General features: G+C 64.7%; 11 protein-coding genes. 3 read left to right on the forward strand and 8 right to left on the reverse strand.

Features of this window, described 5'->3' with window-relative positions; all coding sequences use genetic code 11:
- Window positions 1-6: 6 nt before the first annotated feature.
- Window positions 7-1167: an ATP-grasp domain-containing protein gene (locus tag D7X32_RS18925; protein ID WP_120603962.1), complete on the reverse strand. Its 1161-nt coding sequence runs from the start codon at window positions 1165-1167 to the stop codon at window positions 7-9.
- Between the two features lie 130 nt (window positions 1168-1297).
- Here D7X32_RS18925 and D7X32_RS45480 point away from each other — a divergent pair, with 130 nt between their 5' ends.
- On the forward strand, window positions 1298-1444 hold the full coding sequence (locus D7X32_RS45480; RefSeq protein ID WP_158625709.1) for a hypothetical protein: 147 nt from the start codon (window positions 1298-1300) through the stop codon (window positions 1442-1444).
- A gap of 185 nt (window positions 1445-1629) precedes the next feature.
- On the opposite strand, the gene D7X32_RS18930 is transcribed toward D7X32_RS45480, so the two are convergent.
- The 7 genes from D7X32_RS18930 to ettA all read right to left on the reverse strand — a co-directional run bounded on the left by D7X32_RS18930 (window position 1630) and on the right by ettA (window position 14003).
- Window positions 1630-1848: a DUF3349 domain-containing protein gene (locus D7X32_RS18930; protein WP_120603963.1), complete on the reverse strand. Its 219-nt coding sequence runs from the start codon at window positions 1846-1848 to the stop codon at window positions 1630-1632.
- A gap of 73 nt (window positions 1849-1921) precedes the next feature.
- Entirely contained in the window at window positions 1922-8953 is a 7032-nt protein-coding gene (locus D7X32_RS18935) for an RHS repeat-associated core domain-containing protein (protein WP_120603964.1), read from the reverse strand.
- 93 nt (window positions 8954-9046) lie between these two features.
- On the reverse strand, window positions 9047-10495 hold the full coding sequence (locus D7X32_RS18940; RefSeq protein ID WP_158625711.1) for a putative metal-binding motif-containing protein: 1449 nt from the start codon (window positions 10493-10495) through the stop codon (window positions 9047-9049).
- Between the two features lie 675 nt (window positions 10496-11170).
- The gene (locus D7X32_RS18945) at window positions 11171-11467 is read right to left on the reverse strand and encodes a hypothetical protein (protein ID WP_120603966.1); all 297 of its coding nucleotides are present in this window, start codon (window positions 11465-11467) and stop codon (window positions 11171-11173) included.
- Between the two features lie 88 nt (window positions 11468-11555).
- Window positions 11556-11801, reverse strand: a complete 246-nt coding sequence (locus D7X32_RS45010; protein WP_147450188.1) for a hypothetical protein — start codon at window positions 11799-11801, stop codon at window positions 11556-11558.
- 77 nt (window positions 11802-11878) lie between these two features.
- The gene (locus tag D7X32_RS18950; RefSeq protein ID WP_120603967.1) at window positions 11879-12145 is read right to left on the reverse strand and encodes a hypothetical protein; all 267 of its coding nucleotides are present in this window, start codon (window positions 12143-12145) and stop codon (window positions 11879-11881) included.
- A 178-nt stretch (window positions 12146-12323) separates the two neighbouring features.
- Window positions 12324-14003: an energy-dependent translational throttle protein EttA gene (ettA, locus tag D7X32_RS18955; RefSeq protein WP_120603968.1), complete on the reverse strand. Its 1680-nt coding sequence runs from the start codon at window positions 14001-14003 to the stop codon at window positions 12324-12326.
- Window positions 14004-14187: 184 nt separating this feature from the next.
- On the opposite strand from ettA, the gene D7X32_RS18960 reads away from it, so the two are divergent.
- Window positions 14188-15129: an ABC transporter ATP-binding protein gene (locus D7X32_RS18960; RefSeq protein WP_120603969.1), complete on the forward strand. Its 942-nt coding sequence runs from the start codon at window positions 14188-14190 to the stop codon at window positions 15127-15129.
- 29 nt (window positions 15130-15158) lie between these two features.
- A complete protein-coding gene (locus tag D7X32_RS18965) occupies window positions 15159-15920 on the forward strand; it encodes an ABC transporter permease (protein ID WP_120603970.1) in 762 nt (253 codons plus the stop codon).
- The last annotated feature ends 105 nt before the right edge of the window (window positions 15921-16025 follow it).

The raw sequence follows: 16025 nt of genomic DNA on the forward strand, positions 1-16025 counted from the left end.
CCCGGCTCAGGTCGCCTGGATGAAGCGTACCGCGTCCTGCATCGCTTCGCGGTCCGCGTGGCGCGTGAGGTACATCTCCTCGCCCAGGAGCGAGTGGTAGATGGGCGGCAGCTCGCGGTGCACGAGCAGCGACTTGCCCAGCCGCTCGACGATCTGCGCGTGGGTGTGCTTGTAGCGTCGGCCGTGACGGCGGGCGCTGTGGCAGACGTGGTGGCGCGGCGTGTACTGGAAGTCCGCCACGGGGTCGCCCGTCACGACGCGGGCATAGAGCCGGTACACGTCGATGTCGCACGTGTAGTTCATCATGTCCGTCATGAAGCCGCCGGGCGGGCGCAGGTTGGCCTCCAGCACGACGAAGCGGCCATCCGGCAGGCGGAAGAACTCCAGGTGGAACCAGCGCTCGCGCAGGCCGAACGCGGCGACGACCTGGCGGCCCAGCACGTCCAGCGCGGCGGGGATGTGCTGGAGGCTCCAGAAGGAGATGTCGCGCCGTTCGGTGACGGTCTCCATGCCGCCGTCGCTGTATTCGTGGCTGAGGTTGAAGACGATGACGCCGTGGCGGTCCACGATGCCGTCGTAGGTGACGATGGTGCCGCGCACGAAGGGCTGCGCGACGTAGGACGTGGGCAGCGGGTGGGCGAGCGCGGCGTCCACCTCCGCGTCGCTGGCGACCTTGAACGTGTGGGCGGCGCCCACGCCCACGTCGGGCTTGAGCACCAGCGGGTAGCCCACGCGCGCGGCGAAGGTCTTCACCTGGTCCGCGTCGCGCACGCGCAGCAGGTCCGGGTGGGGGACGCCGGACGCGTGGAACACGTCCGCCATGCCGGACTTGGAGCGCAGCCTGAGGATGTCCGAGGGCTGGAGGCCGGGGACGTGGAAGTCCTCGCGCAGGCGGGCTTCGACTTCGAGCCAGGACTCGTTGAGGGACTCGATGCGGTCCATGCGGCCGTGGCGCCAGGTGAGGTAGCCGGTGGCGCGCAGGAGGGCGTCGTAGTCGGTGAGGCTGGGGACGAAGAAGTATTCGCGCAGGGACTCACGCAGTTCCGGGCGCAGGGACTCGTAGGGCGTGTCACCGATGCCCAGCACGGACACCCCGCGCTCGCGCAGCGCGGCGGCGAAGTGGAAGTACTGGGAGGGGAAGTGGGGGGAGATGAAGACGAAGTTCATGGCTCCTGGCGGGCGAGTCCTCCGCTGGGGATGGACCATAGCGGCACCGCCCCCGCCCTAGAAGCCCGGTGGGGAACAGTGTCCACCAGCGGGGCTCGCGCCGGGGGCCTGCCCCGGGAACACTCGCGCCATGGCGGAGGATTCCAAGGGGTTCGCACAGGCACGGGCGGAGATGGGAAGGCACACCATCCCGGAGCTCATCGACCTGCTGGAGAGCGACGACGTCCGCACACGCTTCCTGGCGGAGATGTGCCTGAGGGACGCGACGTCCACCTGACTCCACTTCCAGCCCGCGGGTCCGCGGGCCGAAAGGGAGGCGGCGGTGAAGGAGTGGCGCGACTGGTGGGCCGCGCACCGGGACACATTCAAGAAGCGCTGGGGTGAGCGGAGCGGGTAGGTACGGCTCAATGGGACGGTCCACTCATGATCGAACCGTCCCATTGAGCCGCGAAGGCATGGCCTTCAGCTCTCCGCCTTGTTCCATTCCTCAAGGCCTGCTGCGACAAGCCGGGCCCGCACAGCATCCACAGCAGCTGACGGCAGTTCCTTACGATTCACCCCAAAGATGTCATTCAGAACGAGCTCGTAATCCAGGCCCACAAAGTGGCTGACGACCCGAGCCAGAGCCCTATCGGACATATAGGGGTACAACGCAGCCAGAAGAGGCCAGTAATCATCCATCGTTACTCCTTCTGGGAAAGCCCTCTCAACCAGACGAGCAGTACTCTCAAGATTCGGCGGAATAGCCACTCAATCACCTCCCCGTCAACGAAACGGACTCATAAAGATACACATCAAACCTCACACCCTGCGCCCCAGAAGCACGAAGAAGCTTAGCATCAGAGCTAATCGTTGAGATTCCCAGATTGTCCGCCGTCCCAAATATCAATATATCATTCATTTCCATTTGACCAGTCGGCCTAAGCGCTCGCGCCCGAAGCGAAGGATTGTCTGGGATAACGGACACGCGCTCCAAAAATCTCAGATACCGCGCCCCCTCTTGAGGCCCAGCCCTAGGCAACATCCCCTGAAGTTCCTTGAGAGCAGTGTGCGTCATCACCATTTTCCTGCCATTAACAAACGCCTTAAGCTTGTGCCTCACAACAGAGCCCTGGGATATAAATGCCGATGCCGCAGAGGCATCAATATTCACAAAACCGCTCGACAGAACGGATCTCGCACGAGCAACACCGCCTGCAGCATTGGTCACCATCCCGTAGACAGCCGCACCTGCCAACAACGTACTAAATCCAGCCTTGGCTACTCCCGAACTGCACCGTCCAATACCGCCAGCGGAGCATGCAGACCCCGCCTTGTTGGCACTCTCTCCAGCCGAGATGAATGGAATATACTCATTAACGGCGTAGCTGACCGCAGCGAACTTGCTGATGGGCGCGTAGTGGTCGTAGGCCTGCGAGGCCTTGAGCATGGTGTCGACCTGCCCTCTGATACCGCCCATGCCAGAACAGGCAATGAACAGATTGCAGGCAAAGCTGTCCGACCCGGGGGGACTCAACGCCTTGGAAGCCGTCGTCAGTACGGACGTCACACTGGAGCGATAGGGCGCGGAGCTCTGGCCCTTGTCATTCGTGTAATGCCCGGTCGGAACCACCTTCGCGTCATCCAGGGCCGCCACGCTGGGCACCCGGAGGTCCACGCTGGGAAGGAAGAGCGTGGCCCCCGGAGAGGCCATGTAGCGCTCCACCAGGCTCATCATCGGGCTCTGCATTGGCGTGGAATCGCCCCCGCCCCCATCCCACCGGCTCACCAGCGTCCCACCATAGGGAATGAAGCCGCTGGGGTCGGTGTAGCGGGTCGGGTTGTTCAGGACGTAGGAGTACGCGTTGTACGCCTGGACCGAGCCGGGGTCCGCGACGACCGGATCCACGCTGAGGAACTTCATCAGCCGCGGGTCGTAGATGCGCCCACGCATGTTGATGAGCCCCAGTTCGTCGTCGTGCTCATGCCCCGTAAAGCCCTTCCGTGCGCCCGAGTGGAAGACGCTGGAAGCCTGCGCCAGATTGCTGACGTTGCGACGCGCGCCGAAAGGGTCGTACTTGATGCGCTCCACCACCGCGCCGGAAGCATCGGTGACCGTGTCCGGGCTTCCCTGACGGTCGTTGAGTAAATAGCGCACGTTTTCCGTGCTCGTCCCCTCGTCCCAGGACAGCTCTCCAATGACCCCCTCGGGGCTGTGGATGCTGAGGATGTGCGTCGTCGTCAGGCCCTGCGTGCGGCGCTGGTAGAGGTCCCCCACATAGAGCACTTCCTCCTGAGCGCTCTTCTTCCGAACGCGCGCTCCCGAGGCGTCGTAGCCGAAGGCCACCGTGCTGCCCGCGGTGGTGAGGGTCTTCGGCAGGTCGAACGAGGTGTAGTCGACCGTCCGGACGAGAGCACCCGTCACATCCCGAGACGCGACCTGGTTGCCCCGGTGGTCGTACTCATAGGTGAACGCGTCGCTTCCGAGCTGCGCCTGCTTGACCGCGTGAGGCCCGCCGCTCGTGCCCCCATTGTAGTTCAGCAGGGCGGACGGCTCCCAGCCCGTGACCGGCGAACGGCTGAGCAGGTTGCCAAGGCCGTCGTACTGGAACTGGGTCTCCAAGCGCTGGCAGTTCTGCAGCACCCGCCACCACTCCAGCCGGTCCAGCGCGTCGTAGGAGAACTTCTCCGTCACCCCCACCATCAGGTCATGTCGCGCGGCCAGGTTGTCATTGGCCGTGTACTCGTAGGCGAGCCGCTGGACATTCACGCCACTGCGCTTCGCCTCCAGGAAGCGCAGACGCCCCCGGCTGTCGTAGCGCGACTCCCGTTCGACGCCGTTCCCGTACCGCGTCTTCTTCAGACGTCCGACGCTGTCCCGCTCGAGCGCCGACCAGTAGGACATGAAGAAGGCGCCCGTCCGATAGATGCCCGAGAGCGCGCCGCGCGCATTGTAGGCATAGCTGAGGGACACCGGCTGCCCGTTGAGCGTGACGGGATAGGTGAGCCGGCTCAGTCGCCCGTAGTCATCGAACTGTCGGCTCACCGTCAGCGAGGTCCCCGCCGCGTCCTGCTGGGTGTCCGTCTCGCGACCGAATTCGTCGTAGAAGTGCTCCGTGGTGACGACCTCGGGCAGGCCGCCAAGGACGGTACGAGTCGCCTTCGTCAGGCGCCGCATCGCGCCCATCCCCTCGTCGTACTCGTACGCCAGTTCCTCCTGGTTGTTCTTCGCGCTCAGGACACGCCCTAGCCGGTCCCGCTTGTACGTGGTGATGAGCAGCCCCGACGTTCCGTCCAGGCCGTCCGCTTCACGCTTCACCTCACCGAAGGCGTTGTACCGGTAGGTGCGCGTCCCGGCCCCGGGATCCACCGACCGCTCAAGCCGTCCCTGCGCGTCGTAGATGTTCAGGCTGCGGTTGCCCTGAGGGTCGTCCGTGGTCTCCAACCGGCCAAAGGGGCCATAGCCGTACGCCAGGGACGCTGCCTTCGGCGTCCCAGCGGCCTCGGTCGCCGCCACCATCAAGCCCCGGTAGTCGAAGACCGTCTTCTTCACCAACCCCAGCGCATCCGACACGGACGTCTGGGTGGCATAGGCGGTCGGAACCGTGTACTCGAGGCTCTCGACGAGCGTCCCCGCTGGGGACATGCCATCCCCCACGCGGAGCGCGGTGACACGACTCAGGGAGTCGTACTCGTAGGATTCCCAGGTCGGGCTCTCGGTGCTGGTACGCGGAGCCTCCAGCTTCGCAACGCGCCCGAGCGCATCGTACGAGACGCTGGAGACCACCGTCTGGCCGTCAAACCGCGGCCCCTGGCTCGAGACCGGCCGGCCCATCACGTCGAACCGGGTGATGGTTTCAGTCACCGTCCCCGCACCGGTCGCCACCTGCGTGCGCTGCTGCAACAGGGCCCCGTCGCGCTCGTAGAACGTCCGGACGACGGACTGGTCACCTGGCGCGACAGAAGGCCCACGGTAGAGCGGGGTCACCACGCGCGGACGGCCGAAGCCGTCGTACTGGAAGCGCGTGTGCACATGGTTGGGGTCCTCGGTCTGCGCGAGCACGCCCAAACCCAGATGGAACAAGTACTTCCACGTCGCCCCTTCCGCATCAGTGGAGGAGACCACCTGCGTCTGGTCGACGTCGTCATACGTCACCCATTCCACGCGTTTGGTGCCGCCACCCTCGCGCTCGACGCTGTAGACCAGTCCCCGGGAATCCCGCAGGAAGGTCGTCTTGAGGTAGGTCTCGGAACTCTCTGGCGGCAGGCTGCCCTCGCCGCTGAGCGAAGGCTCCAGCTCCACGAGTTCAACCTGCCCCCGGCCGTCGAACTTGATCGTCTGCTTCCGCGTGTTGGCCGCGTCCGCCAGCCCCACGCAGCCAACTGCTGGCGCCCTGACGCAAGACATCCAGGAACGGGTCACGGACCAGGTTCCCTGGGGCATCCACATCCCCTGATCGAAGCCGAGAGCACCCACGGTGGTGATTTGCTCCACCTGTTCGGTCTTGTCGACGCCGTGGACAAGCTGGGTGCTCTTGACGGGTGTTCCGTACGCGTCGATTTCGGTGAGCGTCTCCGTTTCGGAGACCACAGTGACGGTGCTGCCCTTGATCTCCTTCACCGTGTCCATGACCCGGCTGGCGTACTGCCGGTAGGTCGGCGCATACGTTGACGGACTTCGGCTGTAGGTCCACTTCCGCTGCGTCTGCTGCTTCGCGCCTCCAGCCAGAGGCACCTCTACGGTTTCCTCGCGTGGAAGCTGTGCCAGGGGAGCCACCGCCTTGTTGGGGAGGGTGCCCGGGACCGACTGGTATTCGGCCGGCGCCTCCACGATGAGCCTATTGTCATAGACCGTCGTCGTCCGAGCCCCCGTCTGCTCATCCACGACGACCCGCTCTCCAAAGCCGAGCCATCCCAGTCCCCGCGTATCGGAGTATCCGTCCCGATAGAGATAGCGCCAGCTCCGCTGCGGCTGCTCATTGGCGTTGAGCGACATTCGAGAAACCACGCGCATTGACTCGGGAGCCCATCGCAGCCAGTGCCCCTCGGTGTCGTCCCCCCCGCTCCGCTCGTAGAACGGTTCGCTCGGCGTGACGTTGCCATGAGGATTCAATTGAGAGAGGGGAGCGTACTCGAACGAATAGTTCAGGCCCGAGTAGTCCTGATGGTTGGCGACCTGGGTGTTGCCATGCACCCGCTTGAGCACATCGGTGGCGCTGGCGCGCCGCGCGACCTTCAGCGAGTTCCCCTGGCGCCAGGTGAAGTCGAGCAACTCATCGTTGTTGGAGTCGATGACCTGGGCCCATTCCGCATTGTCACCGCTGGGCACCAACGACAGGGGCCGCAGGGTCCCGAAGTCTCCTTGAGTCCCCGCAAGAAGGAGCTGAACAGGCTGCCCCTCCTTGAAGATGGCGAAGTCCACCCGCCCATCTCCGTCGAAGTCTCCGTGCTCCATCTTGGCCGCGAACAGGCTGGTGACGGCGTTGCCAGGCAGGGGGAGTTCACGGGCCTCGGTGAACCCCGCCCCGGTGTTGAGCTGCACCGTGAGCCGAGGGGTTGTGTCGGAAGAACTCCTCATGCCCAGCATCACAGCATCCGAAAGCCCATCACCATTGACGTCGACGAAGTCAAAGGTCGACGCATAGAAGCTGGGCAGCAGCGGAGGAAGAGCCGGAGGCGCGCGAATCGTCGTCTTGAACGCGTCCATCACCGGAGCAATTCCGAAGGGGATACGCTCGGCACTCAGGTAGGTGAGCCTTTCGAGGAAGGTGTTCCCATTGGGGCCTACACCCAGCAGGCTCATCTTCCCGCTCCCATCCAGGTCCACTGCCCGCAGGCCGAACCGAGACGGCTGGAAGTAGCCGGTGGGGGACGCCTTGGGCCTCTTGCCGGACGCCGGCTCGGCGACCACGCGGCGCTTGGCCGGGATCATCGAATCGGAGTCCCCCGTCAGATCGATTTGGTGCTGTCCCATCCACACGCGATCGTTGCGGCCGTCACCGTCGACATCGAGCCAGTACTGAAAGTTCGGCTCGGAGCCGACGGCCAGGAATTCGTCCGCCCCCACGCGACCATGGCCATACATGGGAGCCAGATGGTCTTCACCATTTGGCACGTCCCAGTAACACGACAGCGTCGTGACCGTTGAGCGCCCCCCGCCATCCCAATCCGTCACCAATGGAAACAGGTTGCGCTGAGCGCGATTTCCGCAGAACCCTCCCGGGTCACTGCTTCCGAAGATGGCGGCCTTGATATCGTCGAACCAGTTCGTGTTCTTGATATTGAAATAGGGAAACCAGAGAGACCGGCCCGTGACGTTGGAAACCACCAGCGTGGGCGATGCGGCGTCTGGGAACTGCAGCAGGCGCATCGTGTCCTGCCAGATCTGCAACGTGTAGTCCGTCGTCATGCCGACCTCGTCCCCCCAATCGAGGTCTTTCTCAAACAGCTTCTCGGACTTCACGAAGTACGCGAGGCCCTGACGGCCCGCGCCCAGCCCGAAGGCATGCACGCCCACGCCCTGGGCCGCATCGCTGACGTCCTGGGCCTGCGGGTACTCGAATTCCCAGGAGCCTTGCTCCCAGTCGAAGCGCACCGGCGCCTTGCACACGTCCTTCCCGTCGCACTCCCGAAGCTCCGACAGAAGGCTCCGCTTGCTCGTCGCGCTCGGGTAGTAGGCCAGCTTGTAGGAGCGCAGCACCACGGTGGGCGGATCCTCCGAACCGGTGGCGATCCCGGGACCCTTCATGTCGATGCCCGTGAGACGGAAATCCCTGCCGACCTTCACGCCCGCCAGGTATCCCTTGAAAACGTCCGTCCTCGGCCCGTACTTGAATTCGACCTCACGCTTTCCAGGCTCAATGGCTCCGGAATCTTTTTGAAACTGCGTGTAGACAATTCGGGCAGGCCGATGCCAGGCCCCGGACTCGGCCCCCAGGGGAGCTTGGTCGTAGAACACATCCATCCGGTTGCCGAACCGGTCTTCCACGGCCGCGAGGGCCCAAGCGAGCTTGACCGCCTTGCTCTCCATTACCTGGATGGTTCCATCGGGTCCCTCGCCCAGCTTCTCGTAGAGGCCTTGGATGAGGGCGTCTTTACGTGAGTCCGACGAACCCATTGCGGTCTTCCCATAGGTCCGAATGAGTCCGTCACGCCCCCGGACCTCGAAGGTCGTCGGGTCCTTGGGGTCCACGTTCTTGGGGACGCGAATGGTGGAGTAGCTGTCATGCTCGGTCTTGAAGAAGCGCGCAGCGACTTCAACGTCGCCCTCAACCTCAACGAGCCGGGCGCCGTCCAAGCAGTACGCCCGGGTGTAGCTGTCCTTCTCGTTCAGCGTCGTGTCCGGGGAGAAGTCGATGGCGATGGTCTTCCCGTCTCGCGCGAAAGAGTTCGGGCACAGGCTGATCTGCGACAGCCCCGACAGGTTGAAGCCTGGGCCCAGGAGCCCATCGCTCCCCTGGCTGTCATAGACGATGGAAAGCGAAGGCTGGATACCCGCGCGCCCCGCCGGAACCCAGAGGGGTACGGTCACGGAGGCGGAGCCATTCTGCGTCACATCCGCCATGAACGGGGTAATGCCCGGCGCGTCCACACCGACGGTCCCCGTGTCGAGGATGGTGTCCAGGCCCAGTTCGAAGGGAATGCTTGTCGACTCGACTCGCGAGCGTGATCTGGACAGGCCGTCCGGGCCTTCCGCCGAGGTCGGCGCGGGAAGACAGCCTCCGAGGAGCTGGGCACCGTAGAAGAACAGCGTGAGTCTGGCCGCGAACCGCTTGCGGTGCTCAGAAGGACGTGAGGAGTGGCTCATAGGGAAATACCGGTGCTGCGATGGAGAACACCGCCCCAGTCACCTGGAGTCGTTCAAGGGGCGGAGAGATGGCTTTAATGGAATGAGGGACTGCTATTGGCAGACGGACTGCTCACAGACGCCGGACTCGTCCACATCACCAGAGCAGTTGTTGTCGAGGCCGTCACAGACCTCGACGGAGCCTGGGTTCATGTCGCGCCGGGTGTCGTCACAATCCCTGGCGTCCCTGGTGGTATTCGGCGGCTGTTGGCACGTCAGCACTGCTCCCCCGCTGGCGCCGAAGCCGTCACGGTCCTGGTCGGGATAGAAGAGGATCAGATCCGCCGGGTCGCTCGCGTCGTCCGTGTAGCCGTTGCAGTCATCGTCCAGGCCATTGGCGCACAGCTCCTTGGACGGGGTGCCTGGGGTGCACAGACCGTAGTTGCCCCATTCGCAGACCACCTTGGGCGGCTTGCCATCCTCGACCTCCACGGTTTCGCACAGCTCGCCGCAGGCCGGTGCCGTGCGCATGCAGACGCCCTGTCCACAGGTGATGGGCGGGACGTCATCCACCTTCCCATTGCAATCGTTGTCCTCGCGATCGCAGGTCTCCGGATGCGGAGGCTTGGGCGTGCAGGTCTGCTCCACGCCGTTGACGCAGGCCTGGATGCTGGCGGCACAGGCTCCTACACCGCACGTCTTCACTGCCCCGGGTTTCACCGCTGCATTCGAGTCGTTGCAGTCCTGGTTGTTGAGGGAATTTCCCGCGGGGACGCTGCATGCGCGGCCCATCGAAGTGCCCGCGCCATAGCCGTCGCCGTCGGTGTCCCGGTAGTAGGTCAACTGGACGTTCTCGTCGACCACGCCATTGCAGTTGTCGTCCATGTTGTTGCAGGTCTCGGCGCTCGGGGTGCCGGGAGTACAAGCGTTTCCGGCCCACTCACACACCTGCTTGGGCGGCTTTCCATCGTGGGTCTCCACCATCTCGCAGACGTTGGTGCAGGCCGGAACACTGCGGAAACAAGCGCCCGTGCCGCAAGTGATGGGCGGGAGGTCGTCCACCTGGCCGTTGCAATTGTTATCAATGCGGTCGCACACCTCCGGGCTGGGAGTGCCTGGGGTGCAGGTCTGCTCCACGCCGTTGACGCACGCCTGGACGGATGCGGCGCAAGCACCCACGCCGCATTGCTTGATGGCGCCCGGCCTGACTACAGCACTGTTGTCATTACAGTCGGTCGCGTTCGTCACGTAACCGGCGGGGCGCCCGCAGCTGTCGATCCAGTTGTTCGGGGCTCCGTAGCCATCCCCATCCGCGTCCCGGTAGAACCTGCCGCCCTGCCAGACGGATGCATTGGAGTCGTTGCAGTCGAGGTTGTTGGTCACCCAGCCAAAATCCGGACAGCCCTGCTTGCCAACTCCTGCGCCATAGCCGTCCCCGTCCCCGTCGCGGTAGACGGTGCGCAGAAGCCCCTCATCAATCTTTCCATCACAGTCGTTGTCGATGCCGTCGCAGATCTCAGGCTCACACTCGACCGGCTCGCAGTCCGGGCAGCCGCTGACCATCTCTGGAAGCGATATCTCGGGACTGCCAGCGAAGCCACGCGATGAGGCAAGGGCCGCCATGAGGAACATGCAGATGGACAGCAAGGCCCTGGACAGGCCAAGGCTCCGCCTATTCACGCGGATGCATGGTTTTCTTGTCATGATTTGCTTTCGCTCTCGAGCAGGTACGGAGGTCGCGAGGCGTGTGCCTGGGTCAGGCAGGGCTCAACTGGTTCGCAATCGGGATTGCTACGAGGAGCCCTCTCGGCGCCTCTAGGGACACGGAGGGTTGTCAGCAAGACATGGGCCAGTGCCTCCGTCGGCCGCGTCTCAAGCGCCGAGCAGGCCCCTTCGTCGAGATTCAGGATGCCCCATCCCGTTTCACGGACATCGTCGGCCCTGCCTCCGAAGGCCGAGCGGAGCCCTTCACCAATCTGCGGTCAGCCAGGGGGCGCAGGCTCGCAGGGGCATGCCGCCGCGGGCACGGTGAAGTCGGGCACGGAGCCCAGGGATGTGCGCTGTGCGTCCACTTGCGCATCACGGCGGAAGCGGTACACGGCGCGCGTCCTGCGGGCGTGGCGCGACTGGTGGGCCGCACACCGTGACACGTTCAAGAAGCGCTGGGGTGAGCGGAGCGGCGGCTCACACCGCTAGCGAACTTCGAAGACCGCGCCTTCCACGGGCACGCCTATCCATCTACGCCGGGTCGGGCCGCAGGTCGCCGACCCTGCCTGTCTGAACGATTTCCTGGATGGCGGACGCGATGCGCTCCCTCGTGACGGAAGCGACGACCACGAGATTCCGCTCGAGAAACACCCTGCCGCCCTTCAGCGCATCGTCGACATCCTGGGTCAAGCGAGCCGGGTCGTACACGGTGAGCGTGTACCGACGCCCCTCAATCACCGCGACGACTCCGGGGAGCCAGCCTTTGGCCTCGACCTCCCAAGCGTAGTCCTCGAAACCGGGAGGGAACTCCAGAACGATGTTGCTCATGGGGCGTTGAAGATTACCGGAACACCCACCGCACCAACGTGTCTCCAACTTTGGACCTGAGTGACGCCCCTCGGTCTGACACTCGCATCTAGCTGCCCGGCCCATCCAGTAGCACCCGAGGAAGCCAGCCAGGGAACTCGACTTCGAAGGCTCGAACATCCTTGTCGAGCTGCTGGACAGACGCGTCGCGCAGTTGCCCTTGGTATTGCAGGGTGTCTTCACACCGAAGAAGCAACCACTCGATATCTTCAACAGGGGCGTCTGGCCTTTTCAAAAGCCCGTGAAGAACTCCGGCCAGGTCGCGAGTCCATTTTTCCTTCTCACTGCCCGCCATTTCGCCCCCTGTCTGTGAGTATCCCCAACCATCCCTCAAGCGCGCCGGCGTCATTCTTGGGCACCAAGGTTGCACAGTTATTCGGCAACTCCCCGTCCCACCCAAGGCATCAAGAATTCATTGAACTCTTGGTCGCTCAGATTGCCCTTGCTGACCCTCCACCACAGCCCCGACTCCAGCAAGGTCCTCAGGGGAATGGATGGGAATGCCCGCTTGAAATAGAAAACAATCGCGGAATGCGAAACCCCACCTTCAAGCATGCCGCCCAGCAATTCCGCGAGTTCCACCGGGGTCAGCAGCTTTTCTTTCTCGCGAAGCGCGCTCAGGATCTCCTCGTCACTCATATTGAATCCGCACAATCTCCAGGATTCGAGCAGACGTGAAAGGCTCCAGGTCCAGGTCGAGTGAGCGGTACGCATTGAAGTCGAGAAACTGCACCGACTCGATCACGCGTGCACCCTCCTCCCGACGACACCTCCGCCCCGGAATCACTCACAGGGCGGAGCACAGCACCACCAAGTCTCAGCTCTTCGTCAGCGGGCGATACCGGATCCGGTGCGGCTCCAGCGCGTCCGGGCCCAGGCGCTTCTTCTTGTCCGCCTCGTAGTCCTCGAAGTTGCCCTCGAAGAAGAACGCCTTGCTGTCGCCCTCGAACGCCAGGATGTGCGTGACGATGCGGTCCAGGAACCAGCGGTCGTGGCTGATGACCACCGCGCAGCCCGCGAAGCTCAAGAGCGCGTCCTCCAGGCTCCGCAGCGTCTCCACGTCCAGGTCGTTCGTGGGCTCGTCCAGCAGCAGCAGGTTGCCGCCGGCCTTGAGCATCTTCGCCAGGTGCAGCCGGTTGCGCTCGCCGCCGGACAGGTCCTTCACCCGCTTCTGCTGATCCGTGCCCTTGAACGCGAAGCCCGACAGGTACGCGCGGCTGGGCACCGTGCCCGCCTTGCCCAGGTCGATGAGGTCCAACCCACCGCTCACCTCCTGGAACACCGTCTGCTCACCGTTCAGCGCGTCGCGGCTCTGGTCCACGTAGGCCATCACCACCGACTCGCCAATCCGCAGCTCGCCCGCGTCCGCCTTCTCCGTGCCCGTCATCATCCGGAACAGCGTCGTCTTGCCCGCGCCGTTCGGGCCAATCACACCCACGATGCCGCCCGGCGGCAGCTTGAAGTTCAGCTCGTCGATGAGCAGCCGGTCGCCGTACGCCTTGCGCAGCCCCTTCGCCTCCACCACCAACCCACCCAGCGGCGGACCCGGCGGAATCATCACCTCGCCCGTCGGCTCGCGCTTCTGCTGCGACTGGTTGAACAGCTCCTCGTACGCGGCGATGCGCGCCTTGCTCTTCGCCTGACGCGCCTTCGGAGACGCCCGCACCCACTCCAGCTCGCGCTTGAGCGTCTTCTGACGGTGGCTCTCCGACTTCTCCTCCAGCTCCAGCCGCTTCTGCTTCTGGTCCAGCCAGCTGGAGTAGTTCCCCTTCCAGGGCACCCCCTCGCCGCGGTCCAGCTCCAGGATCCACTCCGCCACGTTGTCCAGGAAGTACCGGTCGTGCGTGATGCACACGATGGTCCCCGTGTACGCCTTCAACGCCTGCTCCAGCCACGCGACGCTCTCCGCGTCCAGGTGGTTGGTGGGCTCGTCCAACAGCAGCAGGTCCGGCTTCTCCAGCAGGATGCGGCAGAGCGCCACGCGGCGCTTCTCACCGCCGGACAGCTTCGTCACGTCCGCGTCACCCGGGGGCAGCCGCAGGGCGTCCATCGCCATGTCCAGCGTGCGGTCCAGCTCCCAGCCGTTGTTCGCGTCGATGAAGTCTTGCAGCTTCGCCTGCTCGGCGAGCAGCTTCTCCATCTGCGCGTCGTCCATGGGCTCCGCGAACTTCGCGCTGACCTCGTTGAAGCGGTCCAACGCCTGGCGGATCTCCTTCAGGCCCAGCTCCACGTTCCCCTTCACGTCCAGGTTCGTGTCGAGCTGCGGCTCCTGCGCCAGGTAGCCCACCTTCACCGTGGGGTCCGGCTTCGCGATGCCGAAGAACTCCGTGTCCACCCCCGCCATGATGCGCAGGAGCGTGGACTTGCCGGAGCCGTTGGGGCCAATCACGCCAATCTTCGCGCCCGGGAAGAAGGACAGGTAGATGCCCTTGAGGATGTCCTTGCCGTTCTTGACCTTGCGCAGGTCCTGCATCGTGAAGATGAAATTCTGGGCCATGGCGGCCTCCTCGGGATTCGCTGAAACGTAAGCGGTGCCAGCGGATAGCAGGGAGCCCCATCCGGCTCAAGGCGCCTGCACCGGCCCCGTGTCCGGTTGGACGGGGCGCGTCACGCGGCCAGGAGCGAAAACGCCTGCTCGCTGGCCAGCGAACCCAATTCGAAGGTGTTAGAGGAAGCGCCCCATGTCCGAGCCCACGACCCCCGCCCTGGAGCTGAAGGGCCTCTCCAAGGCCTACGGAAAGTTCACTGCCCTCCACGCCGTGGACCTCACCATCCGCCCCGGTGAAATCTTCGCCCTCCTGGGCCCCAACGGCGCCGGAAAGACAACCCTCATCGGCAGTGTGTGCGGCCTGGTGAAGAAGTCCGCCGGCACCATGAAGGTCTTCGGCAAGGACCTGGACGTGGACCCCACCGGGCCCCGCTACCAGGTGGGCCTCGTCCCGCAGGAGATCAACTTCGACCCGTTCTTCTCCGTCGCGGAGTCCCTGCGCATCCAGCAGGGCTACTACGGCCAGCCCCGCGACGACGCGCGCATCGACGAAGTCCTCACCGCCCTCAACCTCCAGGCCAAGAAGGACTCGCTCACGCGCGCCCTGTCCGGCGGCATGAAGCGCCGGCTGCTCATCGCCAAGGCGCTGGTGCACAGGCCGAAGCTGGTGTTCCTGGACGAGCCCACCGCGGGCGTGGACGTGGAGCTGCGCCGCGACCTGTGGACGTACGTGAAGAAGATCGCCAGCGAGGGCACCACCATCGTCCTCACCACCCACTACCTGGAGGAGGCGGAGGAGCTGGCGGACCGCGTGGGCATCATCAACGAGGGCAAGCTCCTCATGACCGAGGACAAGGCCGCGCTGCTGCGCCGCTTCGGTGAGAAGCGCCTGGTCGTCACCTTCTCCGAACCGCAGGCCGCCATGCCCGCCGCGGGCGCGCGCTTCGCCGCGAGCCTGTCCGCCGACGGCCGCACGCTCACCTACGTGGAGCGCGACAACTGCGCCCCCTCCGGCGAGCTGCTCCGCTCGCTCTACGCCGACGGGCTGCCCATCTCCGAGGTGGAGACGCGGCGGTCGCGCCTGGAAGACGTGCTCATCGAAATCCTCCGCGGCCGCCCCTCGCAGGCCGCCTGAACCCCGCTCGCTCCTTCGAAAAACACCCCATGAACGTCCTCGGGATGCAGACGCTGTTCGCGAAGGAGGTCCGGCGCTTCATGCGCGTGCCGGGCCAGACCGTCCTGTCGCCTCTCATCAGCACCACGCTGTACTTCATCGTCTTCGGCTACTCGATTTCCGGCCGCGTCCACGAGGTGGAGGGCCACCCGTACCTGCACTTCATCGTGCCGGGCCTCGTGTTCCTGGGCATCGCCAACAACGCGTTCCTCAACAGCTCCTCGTCGCTGTTCATCACCAAGATCCAGGGCACGGTGGTGGACCTGCTGGTGGCGCCGCTGGGGCCCGGTGAATTGATGGTGGGCTTCATTGGCGGCGCCATGGTGCGCGGCCTGGTGGTGGGCCTGCTCACGTGGATTGTGGCGGCGGTGTTCTCCGGCTTCAGCCTGGAGCACCCGCTGGCGACGCTCTACTTCCTCATGCTGTCCAGCTACGTGTTCAGCGTGCTGGGCATGCTCGCCGCCGTGTGGGCGGAGAAGTTCGAGCAGATCAACTTCTTCCCCACCTTCGTGATGCTGCCGCTCACGTTCCTGGGCGGCGTCTTCTATTCGGTGCGCGAGCTGCCCTCACCGTGGAACCACATCAGCCTGTTCAACCCCATGGTCTACATGGTGGAGGGGCTGCGCTACGGCATGCTGGGCAGCAGCCTGTTCTCACCGCTCGTGGGCGGCGCCATCCTCGCGCTCACCGCCGCGGTCGCCACCGGCGTCACGTACGCGGTGCTGCGCTCCGGCTACAAGATGAAGGCCTAGGCGTCAGTAGCCCGCCTGCCTCCTTCACAGGTAGGAAGGCGGGCCCCTCCCTGCTGGACAGAACCCCGGTCTTTTTGGAGGTCGGCTGTTTCCCGCCCGGTGAGA

It is taken from the genome of Corallococcus carmarthensis, from assembly GCF_003611695.1.
Classification (GTDB): domain Bacteria; phylum Myxococcota; class Myxococcia; order Myxococcales; family Myxococcaceae; genus Corallococcus; species Corallococcus carmarthensis.